Origin of the sequence: Moorena producens 3L (genome assembly GCF_000211815.1) — a bacterium.
Classification (GTDB): Bacteria; Cyanobacteriota; Cyanobacteriia; order Cyanobacteriales; family Coleofasciculaceae; genus Moorena; species Moorena producens.
This window is the reverse complement of sequence record NZ_GL890829.1, coordinates 43,570-59,734: the sequence shown is the minus strand read 5'-3', so window position 1 is coordinate 59,734 and position 16,165 is coordinate 43,570. Positions and strand designations below refer to the sequence as shown.

General features: G+C 44.9%; 17 protein-coding genes and 1 pseudogene. 11 read left to right on the top strand and 7 right to left on the bottom strand.

Going from position 1 to position 16,165, the window contains the following annotated elements:
- Positions 1-125 precede the first annotated feature (125 nt).
- Positions 126-1,393 (top strand): annotated as a pseudogene (locus tag LYNGBM3L_RS50125) (RNA-guided endonuclease InsQ/TnpB family protein).
- A gap of 45 nt (positions 1,394-1,438) precedes the next feature.
- Here LYNGBM3L_RS50125 and uppS read toward each other — a convergent pair.
- From uppS to lysA, 3 genes are all read right to left on the bottom strand, one after another.
- Positions 1,439-2,188 (bottom strand): undecaprenyl pyrophosphate synthase, encoded by a 750-nt coding sequence (gene uppS / locus LYNGBM3L_RS05260; RefSeq protein ID WP_044492301.1) that lies wholly within the window; start codon positions 2,186-2,188, stop codon positions 1,439-1,441.
- A complete protein-coding gene (gene cdaA, locus LYNGBM3L_RS05255) occupies positions 2,185-3,105 on the bottom strand; it encodes a diadenylate cyclase CdaA (protein ID WP_008179944.1) in 921 nt (306 codons plus the stop codon). The genes uppS and cdaA overlap by 4 nt, the downstream gene beginning before the upstream one ends.
- Positions 3,106-3,288: 183 nt before the next feature.
- Complete coding sequence (gene lysA / locus LYNGBM3L_RS05250) at positions 3,289-4,710, bottom strand: diaminopimelate decarboxylase (protein WP_008179941.1); 1,422 nt, start codon at positions 4,708-4,710, stop codon at positions 3,289-3,291.
- Between the two features lie 73 nt (positions 4,711-4,783).
- On the opposite strand from lysA, the gene rimI reads away from it, so the two are divergent.
- The 6 genes from rimI (at position 4,784) to LYNGBM3L_RS05220 (ending at position 11,850) form a co-directional block, all read left to right on the top strand.
- Entirely contained in the window at positions 4,784-5,377 is a 594-nt protein-coding gene (gene rimI, locus LYNGBM3L_RS05245; RefSeq protein WP_044492300.1) for a ribosomal protein S18-alanine N-acetyltransferase, read from the top strand.
- A 140-nt stretch (positions 5,378-5,517) separates the two neighbouring features.
- Entirely contained in the window at positions 5,518-7,986 is a 2,469-nt protein-coding gene (locus LYNGBM3L_RS05240) for an ATP-dependent Clp protease ATP-binding subunit (protein WP_008179937.1), read from the top strand.
- Between the two features lie 355 nt (positions 7,987-8,341).
- On the top strand, positions 8,342-8,545 hold the full coding sequence (locus LYNGBM3L_RS05235) for a DUF751 family protein (protein WP_008179935.1): 204 nt from the start codon (positions 8,342-8,344) through the stop codon (positions 8,543-8,545).
- 85 nt (positions 8,546-8,630) lie between these two features.
- A complete protein-coding gene (gene rbfA / locus LYNGBM3L_RS05230) occupies positions 8,631-9,029 on the top strand; it encodes a 30S ribosome-binding factor RbfA (protein WP_008179934.1) in 399 nt (132 codons plus the stop codon).
- Complete coding sequence (locus LYNGBM3L_RS05225) at positions 9,026-10,786, top strand: glycoside hydrolase family 3 N-terminal domain-containing protein (RefSeq protein ID WP_008179932.1); 1,761 nt, start codon at positions 9,026-9,028, stop codon at positions 10,784-10,786. The genes rbfA and LYNGBM3L_RS05225 overlap by 4 nt, the downstream gene beginning before the upstream one ends.
- Before the next feature lie 821 nt (positions 10,787-11,607).
- The gene (locus LYNGBM3L_RS05220; RefSeq protein ID WP_008179930.1) at positions 11,608-11,850 is read left to right on the top strand and encodes a DUF4327 family protein; all 243 of its coding nucleotides are present in this window, start codon (positions 11,608-11,610) and stop codon (positions 11,848-11,850) included.
- Between the two features lie 386 nt (positions 11,851-12,236).
- Here the strand turns inward: LYNGBM3L_RS05220 and LYNGBM3L_RS05215 are convergent, their stop codons facing one another.
- From LYNGBM3L_RS05215 to hemJ, 4 genes are all read right to left on the bottom strand, one after another.
- Positions 12,237-12,629: a hypothetical protein gene (locus LYNGBM3L_RS05215; protein WP_008179929.1), complete on the bottom strand. Its 393-nt coding sequence runs from the start codon at positions 12,627-12,629 to the stop codon at positions 12,237-12,239.
- 13 nt (positions 12,630-12,642) lie between these two features.
- A complete protein-coding gene (locus LYNGBM3L_RS42855) occupies positions 12,643-12,813 on the bottom strand; it encodes a hypothetical protein (protein WP_154659683.1) in 171 nt (56 codons plus the stop codon).
- 34 nt (positions 12,814-12,847) lie between these two features.
- The gene (locus LYNGBM3L_RS05210) at positions 12,848-13,195 is read right to left on the bottom strand and encodes a hypothetical protein (RefSeq protein WP_008179925.1); all 348 of its coding nucleotides are present in this window, start codon (positions 13,193-13,195) and stop codon (positions 12,848-12,850) included.
- 205 nt (positions 13,196-13,400) lie between these two features.
- Positions 13,401-13,982 (bottom strand): protoporphyrinogen oxidase HemJ, encoded by a 582-nt coding sequence (gene hemJ / locus LYNGBM3L_RS05205; protein WP_008179923.1) that lies wholly within the window; start codon positions 13,980-13,982, stop codon positions 13,401-13,403.
- A 332-nt stretch (positions 13,983-14,314) separates the two neighbouring features.
- Between hemJ and LYNGBM3L_RS49705 the strand changes: the two genes are divergently transcribed.
- The 4 genes from LYNGBM3L_RS49705 (at position 14,315) to LYNGBM3L_RS42850 (ending at position 15,956) form a co-directional block, all read left to right on the top strand.
- A complete protein-coding gene (locus LYNGBM3L_RS49705; protein WP_081431937.1) occupies positions 14,315-14,566 on the top strand; it encodes a transposase family protein in 252 nt (83 codons plus the stop codon).
- On the top strand, positions 14,517-14,834 hold the full coding sequence (locus LYNGBM3L_RS33645) for an ISAs1 family transposase (protein WP_131827219.1): 318 nt from the start codon (positions 14,517-14,519) through the stop codon (positions 14,832-14,834). The genes LYNGBM3L_RS49705 and LYNGBM3L_RS33645 overlap by 50 nt, the downstream gene beginning before the upstream one ends.
- A 359-nt stretch (positions 14,835-15,193) precedes the next feature.
- Positions 15,194-15,454 (top strand): hypothetical protein, encoded by a 261-nt coding sequence (locus LYNGBM3L_RS05195; protein WP_008179918.1) that lies wholly within the window; start codon positions 15,194-15,196, stop codon positions 15,452-15,454.
- A gap of 28 nt (positions 15,455-15,482) precedes the next feature.
- The gene (locus LYNGBM3L_RS42850; RefSeq protein ID WP_008179916.1) at positions 15,483-15,956 is read left to right on the top strand and encodes a hypothetical protein; all 474 of its coding nucleotides are present in this window, start codon (positions 15,483-15,485) and stop codon (positions 15,954-15,956) included.
- Positions 15,957-16,165: the final 209 nt, after the last annotated feature.

Here is a 16,165-nt window from a genome sequence, read left to right as displayed (position 1 = left end):
AAAGGCTGCCCCAGCGAGGGATTGCTCGCTGGGGTAACTTCTGACCCTTGGGAATTGGAGACTGGATCTGTTGCGTGTTCTGTAGATTCCCGCTATAATAGTAGTGTCGGGAGCGGGAATACTGAATGCTAACTCAAGTTAATAATCTTCGTTTGGACAAGCAACAGTCTGATGCTCTCAGGCAGATGTGTCACTTGAGCAAAAATATGTTCAATGTGGGACTTTATAATGTCCGTCAATACTTTTTTCAAGAACGGAAACATCTACGATACGAAAGTAATTATCACCACTCAAAAGATAATGAAAACTACAAATTATTGCCGACTGATATTGCTCAACAGACCTTAAAGATTGTTGATAGATCCTTTAAGTCTTTCTTTGGTCTGATCAAACTTAAATCTAAGGTCGGTTACCAGAAAAAAGTCAAGATTCCAAATTACCTTCCCAAAGACGGGTACTTCATTCTTGTTATCCCTATCCTATAAGGAAGCGTGACTGGAGTAAACTGCCGGAAAAAAACTGGGTATTTACTGTCCCTATGTCTCGCCAGTTCAAAAAAGACTATGGAATAGTTCAGTTTACTATTCCAGAAAGGCTTAGATCTAAAACAGTTAAAGAAATCCGAGTTCTTCCTAAGTAGAACGCTAGGTACTTCGATGTTTGCTATTGCTATGAGGATGACCCTGAAACCCAAGTTGAGCAAACTGGTGAGGTCTTAGGAATAGATTTGGGGCTTGATAATTTTGCTACGTGTGTTAGTACTACTCAGAAGTCATTTATTATTGACGGTAAAAGAATCAAGTCTGAGAATCAGTTCTATAACAAACGCAACGCCAAACTTCAGTCTATTAAGGACTTGCAAGGTATTAAAACCTTAACCAATCGACAGGCTAGGCTATTAAGAAAACGTAATCACAAAATCAGAGATTTTACCAAAAAAGCCGCTAGATATGTTGTAAGTTGGTGCAGACAGAACAAAATCAGCAAGATTGTTATCGGGTACAACCCTGACCTAAAACAGAGGGTCAATATGGGCAAGCGAAACAATCAAAAATTCACCCAAATTCCGATTTATATGTTCAAAGACAAGCTGGAAAGCCTCTGTCAACGGTATGGGATTGAGTTGATCGAACAGGAGGAATCTTACACCAGTAAAGCATCTAGCTTGGATAAAGATGAATTGCCTGTATGGAATGCTGATAACCCCAAAAGTTACACATTCAGTGGGAAAAGAATAAAGCGTGGATTATACCGGACTAGTAAAGGTTGGCTGATCAACGCCGATTGCAACGGAGCATTAAACATAATTCGTAAACATACAAGTAAGCCTGATGATTTTATTGGAGGGTTTAGAGGCTGTTTGGCTCAGCCATTAAGAGTTTTATGCTCTTAAGAATCCCTCACTATAATCGCGTGATTTAGTGAGGGAGTGTCAATCTTAGACTTTTCCAAACCGACGTTCGCGCTGCTGATAAGTAGACAAAGCACGGTGAAACTGTCCACGGTCAAAATCCGGCCATAGGGTATCTGTGATGTAAAGTTCCCCATAAGCCATTTGCCAAAGCAGGAAATTGCTCAAGCGCATTTCCCCACTAGTGCGAATTAGCAAGTCTGGGTCACAGACATTGGCAGTGTAGAGATGGCGTGAAAATAGGGCTTCGTCAATGTCATCTGGTTGGATGTGACCAAGCTGTACCTGAGTAGCAATGGCTCGACAGGCTTGTATAATTTCCTGGCGTGCTCCGTAGTTAGTAGCCACAGTAAACTGAATGCCAGTATTATTGAGAGTTTCATTCATAGAGTGCTCAATTTGTGCTTGCAACGATTGCGGTAAGGCGGTCAAATTTCCCACAAACTGAATCCGAACATTCTCCTCCATCATTTCTTGAAGTTCTCTAGCCAAAACCCGCTCAAACAAGGTCATCAGAAACTCCACCTCTTCTAAGGGGCGTCCCCAGTTTTCTGTAGAAAATGCATAGGCGGTCAGGGCTTTGATTCCCCAATCATCACAACAACGAAGTAGTTTTTTGAGAGCCTCCACCCCTTGCCGATGTCCTATAACCCGAGGTAGTCCTCGGCGTTTTGCCCAGCGACCATTGCCATCCATAATCACTGCCACATGCCTAGGCAAACGGTCTGGTGAAAGGTCGCTTGGTAATTTGTTTAGGATAGTTTGCATAGCAGTTATTTTTTCTCTTGAGACGTTGATGATGGAAGACGGAGGAAACGTGAAACTAGCACCCGTCCCTGGGACTTGAATTGGCGACCTAGGTTGCGTAGACCTGGAGCAACTACCTCACGATCCACGACTGGGGAAAATCGTTCCTCTAGCAATTGTTTGAGTTTTGTGCTAGTTAGTGGTCGGTACAATCCTCCTTTTTCCGCCAAAGAAATTGAACCCGTCTCTTCAGATACAACAATACAAAGGCAATTTTCGACACGTTCTGTAATTCCCATCGCAGCCCGATGGCGGGTCCCCAGCTTCCGAGAGGCTGTGCGCTCAGAAAGAGGCAAAATTACCCCCGCAGCTACAACCCGAGAGCCACGAATTAATACCGCTCCATCGTGTAACAACGTAGTTGTTTGGAAAATGGTTTGCAGTAGTTCTTTAGAAATTTCAGCATTTAGCTGAACACCCGGTACAGAAACATCCCGCTCATCAATTGGACCATTAGTTTCTAAAGTTATCAAAGCGCCAACTCGATTTTGAGACAACTCTTTGACCGCGTCTACGATTTCATTGATTACACTGTCAGGCTTAGGAGTGGGACGTCGTTGTCCTTGAAACAACTGCACAATCTCTCCTCTACCTAACTGTTCAAGAAATCGACGAAACTCTGATTGGAAGATGACAGCCATTGCCACAGCTGAGCCAACCACCAACTTTTCTAGCACAAAACTCAATAGCGTCAACCCTAACCTATTACTTACTGCTGCGGCTAACATCAGGACAATTAGCCCTCGAACCATCCATAATGTGCGGCGCTCCCCAATGATGAGGAGCACAAGATAAGTAAGGGCTAGAACCAACCCAACATCGATGCTGTGAAGCAACAATGACTGAGCCCAGCTATGGTCAGTAACAGGACCCGGCAACGGAGGCATTGAACGTTCAGGAAAGAATTAAGGATGGAGATGGAGTCGAACTGGCTTGATTTTAGCGTCAGCCAAGTGATTAGCTCTTAAAAAGTTAATGGTTAATGGTTAATGGTTAATGATTGGCGGTTACCCAAAAGTCAACCACCAACAACCAATAGCTTTTAGCTTTTAGCTTTTAGCTTTTAGCTTTTAGCTAATTTCTGCTCTGGGTCTGAGTCGTTCGGGCAAACGATCTAGGCGAATTAAATCTTGGTAAGTTTCCCGCTGCACAATCACTTGGGCTTCTCCGTCCTTGACTAAAACTGCTGCTGGTCTGGGTAACCGATTGTAATTAGATGCCATGCTGTAATTGTAGGCACCAGTAGCCATTACCACCAAAATATCTCCTGGCTGAGTTTGAGGTAGGGTGGCATCTTTAATCAGAATGTCCCCTGATTCACAATGTTTACCAGCAATTGTGATTTTTTCGGTCAGGGGAGCTGACATCCGGTTGGCAACGACAGAGCGATAAACGGATTGGTAGGTAATGGGACGCGGATTATCTGACATACCTCCATCAACTGTCAAGTAAGTCCGGATTTCGGGGATGACTTTAGAACTACCCAAAGTGTAGGCGGTGACACAGGCTGGACCAACAATGGAACGCCCGGGTTCCGATAGCAGTTTCGGTAGGACGAGTTGCCGAGAAGTGCAAGCAGCAACAACGGAGTCACAGACTCCCTTGACCCAATCATCAATACTAGGGGGGTCATCGGATTCTAGATAACAAATCCCTAAGCCTCCTCCTACATTTATCTCTTGTACTGGCAAATCGTAGTCAGCCGCTTTAACAATACACTCCACTAGCACTTTCGCCAGATCTTGATGGGGTTGCCTCTCAAAAATCTGAGAGCCAATGTGGGCGTGTAAACCAACAAAGTTGAGGGTTGGGTGTTGGCTGATAAAGGTAAAAACTTGATCCCAGGTATCGGGATCAAAGCCAAACTTACTGTCTAGGTGACCAGTGCGGATGTAATCGTGGGTGTGACACTCGATCCCTGGGGTCAAGCGAATCATGATCCGGATATTCTCTTGTGGTAAAGAAGCCAGGGCTTTTAACTCCAGCCAGTTATCCACTACGATGGTGCAGCAAATCTCGGTAGCTAGCTCCAGTTCACTGGTAGATTTATTATTGCCATGGAAATAGAGTTTGTCAGCACTAACACCAGCTTGTAGAGCAGTGTAGAGTTCACCACCAGAAACCACATCGATTCCGAGGCTTTCAGAGTTTGCGATCGCACAAATTGCTAAACAATTCCAAGCTTTAGAAGCGTAGAGAACCAGGGATTCTCCGGGGTAGTAGTTAGCAAAGGCTTCCCGATACTGATGACAAGCAGTTCTAAAGGTTACTTCGTCCACAATGTAAAGGGGGGAGCCAAATTGCTCGACTAGAGTCGTCACATCGCAACCACCAATTTCCAAGCAGTCACGGCTGTTGACTTTGGCGGTTAGAGGTAGCAGTTTCTGATTTGGTGAGGGGTTTGACCCACCATTGTTTGGGTCTGGAGTGATAGATGAATTGAGATACTGAAGCCCTGAATTGTGAACCTCAATGGGTTGAGTCGATAGCATTATGTAATTATTTTCCTGATTTTGCTTTACAGTTGGAACTTGCGTCTCGTTAATCAGTGTACAATTGAAGGCTGTGACTGTCTTAAAACTTAAACCCCTCAAAGCAGAGCACCTAAGTGCCGCAGTGGCACTAGATCAGCTGTGTTTTGGTGGACTTTGGACTCGGTCGGGTTACGAGCGAGAGTTGGATAGCCCCAACAGTCAGTTGTTGGCTTTGGAAGCTCCTCCAAAAGGGGGCAAAAAACCAACTTTGCTTGAAGGCACAGGTGTTCCCATCACCTCATTACCCAATTGGCTGGTAGGCTTAGGTTGTTTTTGGTCAATTTTGGAGGAAGCCCATATTATCATTCTGGCAGTGCATCCTGACTACCAACGTCAAGGTTTGGGTCAATTATTGCTTTATTCCTTGCTAAAGGAAGCTAAACAGCGTAATTTAAAGTGGGCAACCTTAGAGGTGAAACCATCTAATCAAGCAGCACTGGCTCTTTACCAAAAGTTCGGCTTCACTAAAGCTGGACGACGTAGAAATTATTACAAAGACACTGGGGAGGATGCTCTGATTCTATGGCGAGGGGGTCTGAAAACCCCTGAATTTGAAAAAACAATGGCCGATTGTTACGAGGAAATTAAACAGCGCTTGGCAGAGATTGACCTGGAAATTGGTTAATGGCTAATCGCCAGAAATGGCTGGGAAGTAAGTAAATAACTGTTTCAATTGCTGCGAGTTGTGTAAAAATCAACAGTGGGCTGATTTACCTGTGCTAGAATCAGCTTACACGGGCATGCAACAGGTGATGGGAATACGCCATGTTTGAACGCTTTACAGAAAAAGCCATTAAGGTGATCATGCTGGCTCAGGAAGAAGCACGTCGCCTAGGTCATAATTTCGTAGGCACAGAGCAAATCCTCCTGGGTTTGATTGGAGAAGGAACTGGCGTAGCTGCCAAGGTCCTCAAATCTATGGGCGTAAATCTCAAAGACGCTCGGATTGAAGTTGAGAAAATTATTGGCAGGGGTTCCGGCTTCGTTGCTGTCGAAATCCCGTTTACCCCTAGAGCAAAGCGGGTTCTAGAGCTATCCCTAGAAGAGGCTCGCCAGCTAGGCCATAACTACATTGGTACAGAACATCTGCTACTTGGGCTAATACGGGAGGGAGAAGGCGTAGCGGCTAGGGTTTTGGAAAACCTAGGAGTAGACCTGTCTAAAGTCAGAACCCAAGTTATCAGAATGTTGGGTGAAACGGCGGAAGTCACAGCAGGAGCCTCTCAAGGTCGTACAAAGACTCCTACTCTCGATGAGTTTGGCTCGAACCTAACCCAGATGGCTAGTGAAGGCAAGCTAGATCCAGTAGTAGGACGGGAAAAGGAAATAGAACGGGTAATCCAGATATTGGGACGCCGTACCAAGAATAACCCAGTATTGATCGGAGAACCAGGGGTAGGAAAAACTGCGATCGCAGAAGGCTTAGCCCAACGAATCGCTAACAATGATGTTCCAGACATTTTGGAAGAAAAGCGAGTCGTTACCCTCGATATTGGCTTACTGGTTGCTGGAACCAAATACCGGGGTGAGTTTGAAGAACGCCTGAAAAAAATTATGGATGAAATTCGTCAGGCATCTAACGTAATCCTGGTGATTGACGAGGTTCATACCCTGATTGGTGCAGGTGCAGCTGAAGGGGCAATTGATGCGGCAAATATCCTCAAACCAGCCTTAGCAAGGGGAGAATTGCAGTGCATTGGAGCGACAACTTTGGATGAGTACCGCAAACACATTGAGCGGGATGCAGCCCTAGAACGTCGTTTCCAACCAGTAATGGTCGGTGAACCGTCAGTAGAAGAAACTATTGAGATTCTATACGGCTTGCGGGAGCGCTACGAGCAACACCACAAATTGAAAATTTCCGATGAGGCTCTCGAAGCAGCAGCAAACCTCTCAGACCGTTATATTTCCGACCGTTACCTGCCAGATAAGGCCATTGACCTGATCGATGAAGCAGGAAGCCGAGTGCGTTTGATTAACTCCCAGTTGCCCCCAGCAGCAAAAGAGCTAGATAAAGAACTGCGTCAGGTCCTCAAAGAAAAAGATGATGCGGTACGCTCCCAGGACTTTGATCGAGCTGGGGAACTGCGCGATCGCGAAATGGAAATAAAGGCGGAAATTCGCTCAATTGCCCAAAGCAAGAAGAGCGAATCTCGGGGTACTGATGAAAGCCCAATTGTAGATGAAGAGGACATTGCTCACATTGTTGCCTCTTGGACTGGTGTGCCGGTACAAAAACTGACTGAATCAGAGTCAGAGAAACTACTTCACATGGAAGATACCCTGCATCAGCGCCTGATTGGTCAGGAAGATGCGGTTAAAGCCGTTTCCCGAGCAATTCGTCGAGCAAGGGTAGGCTTAAAGAATCCCAACCGTCCTATTGCCAGTTTTGTATTCTCTGGACCTACAGGGGTCGGTAAGACAGAATTAGCTAAGTCTTTGGCAGCTTACTTCTTCGGGTCTGAAGAAGCCATGGTGCGCCTAGATATGTCCGAATACATGGAGCGCCATACCGTTAGTAAGTTGGTAGGTTCGCCTCCTGGATATGTGGGCTACAACGAAGGTGGTCAACTAACTGAGGCAGTGCGTCGTCGTCCTTACACAGTAGTGCTGTTCGATGAAATTGAAAAGGCACACCCAGATGTGTTCAATATGCTACTGCAAATCCTAGAGGATGGCAGGTTGACTGACTCCAAGGGTCGGACGGTAGACTTTAAGAACACCCTGCTGATCATGACCTCGAATATCGGTTCCAAGGTTATTGAAAAGGGTGGCGGACAACTGGGCTTCGAGTTCAGCGATAATCAAGCGGAATCCCAATATAATCGAATTCGGAATCTAGTCAACGAAGAACTTAAACAGTACTTCCGCCCAGAGTTTCTGAATCGTTTAGATGAGATTATCGTCTTCCGTCAGTTGACCAAAGAAGAAGTCAAGGACATTGCCAAGATTCTGTTAAAAGAAGTGTTTGGTCGTCTGTACGAACAAGGCATTACTCTAGAAGTCAGCGAGAAGTTCAAAGACCGTTTGATCGAAGAGGGTTACAACCCCAGCTACGGGGCCAGACCATTACGTCGAGCAATCATGCGGTTGTTGGAGGATGTGCTGGCAGAAGAAATTCTCTCCAGTCGCATTAAGGAAGGAGATATTGCCTATGTTGATGTCAATGAAGAGGGTAAGGTACAAGTCAGTCGTAAGGAAAACCGAGAGCTTTTGCCTCAAGGAGTTGAGTAAATGATTGTAGGGTAAAGCCCCTAGTTATCCTGTGCTAACTCCCCTTAATCCCCCCCTTACTAAGAGGGGGGAATTTTTTGGCATTGTTTATTACAAATTACCAGAATAAGTACGGAAGAAGCTAAAAAAGTGCTACCAGTATTAAAGTAAGCTATCAGCCGTCAGCTATCAGCTATCAGCTAGCAAGCGCTTTAACTACACGGGGTCGGATGAGTAAAACGAACAGGGATTTTCAACCAGCGATACCAGCACCCCCCAGCTTGTTTACTACCTCCTGTTGATGAGTCATGATAGCTAAGGGTTGATAGCTGAATGCTTACGTATTAAAAATGGCACGATAATAGTTTATAGGATAATGGAAGACTTTTTTAAAAATGTATCTCGTTACCCACGCTATCTAATCAGTATTACTCTAGGGATATTCTATTCCCTGTTTTTGCTGGTAAAACCACTACTGAACCGCCCCCTAACTGCGATCGCATTAATTGGCATAGCCGTGGGAGTTTCTCTATTCTTGGTTTTCACCCTACGTGGCATGCTCGGCTTCAGTCCGGTTTAGATTAGGTTTAGACTAGGTTTAGACTAGGTTTAGACTAGGTGCGCGCAGCTTTCGATGATGCCCATACTTTAACAAAGGGAACGTCATGACTACAAATCGCCGTGTTTTTCGGGTTTCCTCCCTAATTCAGCAGGAGGTTAGTCAAATGTTGCTTAACGATATCAAAGATGACCGGGTCGGTAGTGGGATGGTTAGCATTACCAACGTTGATGTCTCTGGCGACTTGCAGCACGCTAAGATCTATGTCAGCATCTATGGCACTGATGAGGCAAGATCTAAAACAATGGCTGGATTAAAATCAGCTACAGGTTATGTCCGCCGAGAACTAGGTCGGCGGATTCGCCTGCGCCGCACACCAGAGGTGATGTTTATTGAAGACCGTGGTCTCGAAGGAGGCGATCAGATGCTGAACTTACTGAATCAGCTTTCTCAAGAACGCCAGAGCAAGCAACTCGAAGACGATATTTCTGGAGCACAAGCTTGAATTCTCTCCCAAAGTCACTGCCTGATCTAAATAACCTTTCCCTAGCAGAACAGGTGGCGCAAATGGTAGTGGTTCGAGCATCCGGCTACCTATTTGATCACCAAATTCAGTATCCGATTTGGGAACCCCCAGCCCAGCAATTGCAGCGTTGGTTGCAAGAGTTGGGTATTGGGGGTGTTATTTTACTAGGCGGGAGTGCTGTGGAACTCGCCCTTAGGTCGAAACAACTCCAAGAGTGGGCAAAAATTCCCTTACTGATCGCTGCTGATATTGAAGAAGGTGTGGGTCAAAGGTTTGCCGGTGCCACCTGGTTTCCCCCACCGATGGCACTGGGAGCCATTGCCCAAAACGATCCTGAGCCAGCTTTGCAGTATGTCCGTACTATGGGAGAAATCACCGCTACTGAAGCGTTGGCCATTGGGATTAACTGGATCCTGGCACCAGTTGTTGATGTCAACAACAATTCCCAAAATCCTGTTATCAATGTCCGGTCGTTTGGTGATAACCCTCAAATCGTTAGCCAATTGGCTTCTGCTTTTATCGAAGGAACCCGACCCTATCCAGTCTTAACCACTGCCAAGCATTTTCCCGGTCATGGCGATACCGCGACAGATTCCCATCTGGATTTACCAATCTTGCCCCACTCACCACCGCGACTAGCTACGGTTGAATTGCCTCCCTTTACCAATGCGATCGCTGCTGGGGTAGATGCCATCATGACCGCTCACCTCCTAATTACAGCTTGGGATGACCAACACCCCGCCACCCTCTCTGAGCGAATTTTGACTCAACTGTTGCGCACAGACTTGGGATTTGAAGGACTGATTGTGACTGATGCTCTAGTGATGGGGGCAATTGCTAATCGCTATGGTGCCGATGAAGCCACAGTCATGGCTGTAGAAGCCGGTGCTGATATTCTCTTGATGCCCGTTAATCCCGAAACAGCAATTGAGGCAGTCTGTCAAGCAGTCGAACAAGGACGGATCTCACGGCAGCGGATTCAGGCATCAGTAGAGCGCATAAGTCGTGCAAAACGTAAAGTGGGCTATCACTCTCAAAGAGAGGGTTTAGACGAACACTCCACTGCACAACAAATAGCATCTCTACAAAACCCCCTCTCACAACCTGTCCTGGAGTCGGGCTTAGACGATGATCCAGCTCAACAACCGATAACATTTCAACCCAACCCCAATTGGCTCTCGCAACTAGCTCAACCAACCACAATCACGACTGTAGCCGATATTCTCCAGGCTTCCCAGATAACTAGAGGTTTTCTAGCTTTATCATCAATACCCAGCAGCAGTAATCAACCGTTACGTAATCTAATTTTGGTCGATGATCTCTTAGCTTGTGACTTTTTGGGACAGCATACACCAGCAGTCGCTTTACCAAGAAGGCTGGGTTACAAACTCCAACTGGTTGATAGTCACACGACCCTACCTTCGGAAGTAGTCGATAATCCTGTTGGTGCTAAAACTACTCTGCTACAGCTATTTATCCGAGGTAACCCGTTTCGGGGTAGTGCTGGATTGACAGCAGTAGCTAGGGCATGGCTTAAGATGTTGTTGAAAACTGGGGATTTACAAGCTCTCGTGATTTACGGTAGTCCTTATGTGTTAGAGCAGTTCCTGCCAGAGTTGCCACCGGAAACACCATATGTATTTTCTTACGGGCAGATGCCAGCAGCTCAAGCGATCGCTCTTAAAGCATTGTTACCCGAAAGCTCAACAATAGATACTTTTGTGAGATTTATTTAATTTTTAGGGAGTTTTAAGATAATTTTTGCCAATTTGCCCCTCTACAGCTTGAGCAGAGGACAAGATGAAGATGAACTACTCCAAAACCTATAGTAATTAGACATTTTAAAATAACCACTAGTATAACAGAAGCATATAGCCCTGGTCAAGTAATAGGAGTTGACAAAATCACCAATCCAATATAGAAAACCACCGATAATTCCAGCTGTACTCCTATCCCCCATCCCCGGATTATTAAGAGACTATTTATAAAGTAAATCTTAAGACAGCTAGAGTAATGAATATGGGTGGGTTAAGGCGGACAGCTCTGTTAAAGCGATGCAGCGAGGTAGCGCGGTCAAAGGAGGCCACCCCATGAGCGACTACCGGTGCGCTCATGGGGGTTTCCCCCACTCGCGCTTTGCATAAAGAGAGACTTGATCAGCTTTCACAGTACTCGCCCCCTATCCCACCCTAAGCAAGGATTTAAGCTTTATTTAACAAACAGCCAATAAAATATATCCCATATTCTGATTACTTAACCAATGGTATCTGGGGGTGGTCAGACGGGTTTGGCAGCCAGGTAGTCCTTAGAGAGACAGGGGGTTTGAGAGAAAGGTAGCTCCTACAGCCAATGACCAATGGCTCAGTCATAACCCAGTAGGCATTTTAGCTGTCCATGGGTTAGACTTTGACAACTTGCCCAAAGTATTGGAAGATCCTTATCAACAAATCTTGGTCAATGGTAACTTCTTATACTGAAATAATTTTATTTCACAGTAAGTAAATTTGGATTAATATAATCGTATCCCCGTTTTTTAGATCAAGCTGATAAGATATCCATGAGTGTTAACACAGTGCCATCTACCCCTTCTATCCGTTATTCAATCGATGTGATCCAAGACGAAGCACGTCGCTTAGTGGATAAAGGATTTGTCAGTCGTCAACAGCCCATTTACGTTCTTTGCCAATATATTCCAGCTCGAGAATGGCTGTGTGTGGAGTGTGAGCTAGAGCAGTGCGAATTCCTGCTAAGAGACCGTATTGCTGACCTGATCGGTTCTCAAAAATGGGAAAATGACTAAGCGACCTCAGTCAAACGGCATAGAAGCTGATCCTAAGACAAAAAAGTGCGATCGAGTAGGTAACTAACAAAACCCCATCAATGCCACCGATAAAGGCTATAGTGACTTACTAGATGGGTTGGGCAACCGTCAGCGGTTGAGTATATATCAGCAAACTTCAGGGAATAGTGTTGGGGAGTAACAAAGCTGCCATTTGTAATCAAAAGCCTTGAGTTGATGGTATCTCAGCCCTGAGTGGGTAAATCCATTAGATGGGAACAGAAATGTCAGAGATTGAGCGGAGTTTCTGTTTCCCGTGGTTGATTTCTAGGCTATTAGTCTCCCACTTTAGTCTCCCACTCAGACCTGAGTTTTTTCACGCTCCGTGTCAATCTAACTATTTCAATCTAACTATTACTGTCTGATTTACGCAATTCCTCTAACTCCTTACGAAGATCAGCAAGTTGTGTTGTCAGTTCCTCAATATCATCCTGTGCATTGGACTGAACAGGATTGCTAGATGATGCTGCAGCAGGATCACTGGAGGTACCAGTTGTCGGTGTACCCACGGGATTACCTGGTTGATTCCACATCTGCTCAATAAAACGTCGGGCTTCAAGTTCAGTAGTCTCTCCTTTTTCCGCCCACTCAGTCACCTGTTGATTGAAATCTGACTGAAACTGAGCCAGACTTTCTTCACGCTTTTGAGGGTCTTGCAGGGTTTCAACGAAAGAGGCTGTTGCCCCCAAGGAGGCGCGAAACCCAGTTTGCAGTAATTCCAGGAGATTGTTGGAGTTCATTTATACTAACGATTTACCATAAATTTTTTCTTAAGGACGTCCCACGGACGTGCAGTGCATCTGCTATGGAAGAGCCGAAACGGTTAACAAATTCTTCCCCATCTTCACCATCTCCGTCTGTTGCCCCTATCCCACCTGTTGCCTCTGACCTTAGTTTCTTGAGAGACATTAGGCAGGATGTCACGGGACAACAATTGCTGGAAATGACACCCCAGCCTTCAGCTGACTTGTTCCAAATACAGGTTAACATCTTCTACTACACGAGTCAGTTCAGCTTCCGTACTCAAGCGGATGCGATCATCTCTGAGGGTAATTAAGACTTTAGCAGCAAACGGAGAAGGATAGATATTGGGATTGCAGAAAATCTCAAGAAAGACATCCCCAGTAAATTGGTACTCCATCGGTTGTTGAGGCTTGGGTCTACCACCACTAGATACCTGAGCAGCAGCTTTCAGACTCTGCATCAGTTGGTAAAGCTGACGTTGCAATTTTTTGGCAGCATCGGCGGTGAATGGAAAAGACACCGAACCATCATTAAGATTTAATTTAAGTGGTATAGCGGACATAAGGCAACTTTAAGATGTTATGGATTGTTTGTTAATGGTGGTTGATAAGTTAAGTCGGTAAAAATAAACAAAACATGTGACCCAGCCGATGCAGTTCACGTCAACGGTTAACGGTAAACTTCCAGGGCAAAAACATTAAGCCCTTATTATACTTTCCTGTGGGGACTAACATCGGTCCCCAATGACTATTAATCAAAGCTGATAATCAAAGCTGAGGCTCTGCTTGGGACGTGGTAGCCAAGCTTTTCTCTTTGTCCCGCTTCCGCTTTTTGGCATACAACTGAATTGAGGCAGCCATTGCTATAATCATCGCAAGAATTAACCAAGACGTAATATCTGTAGGCAAACTGTTCTTAAACACTGCCAGTAAAACAATTACCATCAGTAAGACAGTAGGTGCCTCATTGAGAGCACGGAACTGCTGACCAGTCCAACTGCATTGATTGGCAGCCAGCTGTCCCATAATCCTACCGCAATAGAAATGATAGACCAGTAAAAGGGCTACAAAAGCCAGCTTGATATGTAACCAACCTTGCTTGAGCACTTCTGGTTCTGTGACCAGTAAACCAATTGCCATCGCTACCGTTACCACCATACCTGGGGTAGTAATTATGTGATAGAGACGTTTTTCCATAATCTCATACTGATTTTTGAGAATGGTTTGGGCAGGTTCCGGCTCCTGTGAAGCCTCTGCATGATAGACAAACAGACGCACTAGATAAAACAGACCGGCAAACCAAACCACTACACCAATGAAGTGAAACGCCTTGAACCAGAAATAAGCCATAGATTGTGTCCTCCATTATTACAACAGCGTCATGCAGCTCAGCAGTGTCTACCCTCATGACTTCAGCTATAGCGCGTGTCGCGTATCAGCTATCAGCTTCTTGAGGGAAGTCCCAGGAATAATCATGTACTCACTGTCCTCAGCCAAATGCCTAAGTTTTCCTGGCTTCAAAAGCTTAGTAGACCAGAGCTGATCGCTAAATGCTTACGATTATCTCATAAAGATCTAGGTAGCAGGAAACCCCGTGTCTAATGACCCAGGGCTGTTTCATTATAGAGCAAAAAGGTGTATATTGAAGCAATAGCCGGAAAAACCGGGCTAAATTCCCTTATATCCCATGGATCATCGAAAAAAGCTTAATCGACTATCTCAAACAAATACCTGATCATCGAGATCCTCATGGTCTTCGTCATCCTCTCTGGCTGGTGCTTCTAATCATAATTATGGGAATGATGAGTGGTTATTGGGGTTATCGACAATTAGGTAGATTTGTGGAACGTCATCGAAGGGAATTGATTAATAGACTTCAAATTCATGCATGCTCGTGTTCCTTCTTATTCAGTGATCAGAAGAGTCATGGTTAATTTAGATTACGAAGAACTCCAACTTGTATTTAATAAATGGAGTCAACACTATGGTGTTATTCCCTCTTCAGAATGGATATCCATAGATGGGAAGAGCCTCAAAAATACTGTTAGTAACTACGATAACGCGAAACAAAACTTGATCAGTTGTGTTTCGGCTTTTGCTCATCAAAGAAGATTAGTCTTAGGGGTAAAAATGATGTCGAACAAACAGGAAAGCGAAATTTACGTCGTTCGAGAATTAATTGACTTATTAGATTTAACCTGAGGGGGTGACATGAGCCCTAAAAACATTAGTATATAAGGCTTTGATGCCAATGACCTCATCGAAGATACAGTCAGAAATTAACCCTCGATTCATTTTCTGGAAGTTCAACCCCTTATAACTACGTCCAATATCAGCCCAAAACAGAATGTATATTTTTGTAACTTATAGGCTGAAATTATTATCCAGTAAGGATTTCAGATTGCATGTCACCCCCCAGAGATTTAACAGGTTTTGAAGTTCCCGTAGAACAGTGGAGCCTTTATGGGTGATCGGTTATGCAGAAAAGGGTTAAATCTTTTGTAATAAGGCTCCACTGTTCAAGGTTTCATCTCCGTAGTTTTTAGTTTTGATGCTCTTCATTGTCAAAAAAAACTCTGGCAGCCATCGTCGAGTCAGGGAATGACTATCTAGTTAAAGTCAAAAAAAATCAACCCAAATTATATCAACAAATAGAAACGGAATCAAACCAGCTTACACCACGACAAAAAGTGACCCATTATGAAAAAACTAGAAACCGTAATACAAATCGTCTTATTGAAGTGTTTGATCCACCCGAAAACCTTGACCCCAAATGGATTGGAGCTGGTTGTGTGATTAAAGTCTCTGAGACGAAACCTTAGGTAGTGGAGCCTTTATGGTGGGCAGGCTATGCATAGAAGGGTTAAAACTTGGCAGATTTTGGCTCCACTACCTTACGGTAACTTCAAACGCAGTGGAACTCGTGGAAATGAGACTTATAGAAGCATCAGTTATTATCTTTGTTCAAAACCACCATTATCTCGTGGTTTGGCCAATGGAATTAGAGGACATTGGCTCATTGAAAATTCTCGACCTTGGGTAAAAGACGTCATCTATGAAGAAGATATTAGTCCGCAAACGTCAGGACAAGCTCCTTTAAACTTATCTTTGCTCAAAACATGGGTTTTAACTCTTCTTCGAGCACATGGCTTTGATTCTATCAAGGCAGCAATCAGTGAAGCGATGCAGCGCGGTCTTGGGGAGGCAGCGCGGTCTTGGGGAGGCAGCGCGGTCTTGGGGGTTTCCCCCATGAGCGACTGCCGTGGTCTCCCCCATGAGCGACTGCCGTGGTTTCCCCCACTCGCTATTGCATCAAGACAATGAGCCATAATTTGAGATATATCCTCAGTTTTTGTACTTAAGATTAATTATATCTGATTATCTTCTATTTTCTAGAGAATGAAACAGCCCTGGTGTCTAATGACCGGGGAGGAATGCCACCTAGTGGCTAAAGCCACCAGGGTAAGCGCAAGAAAAAATGGCTCATCATGTGCATTGGTCGGATATCGGTTGCTCGTGGCTCGAAACCCCTA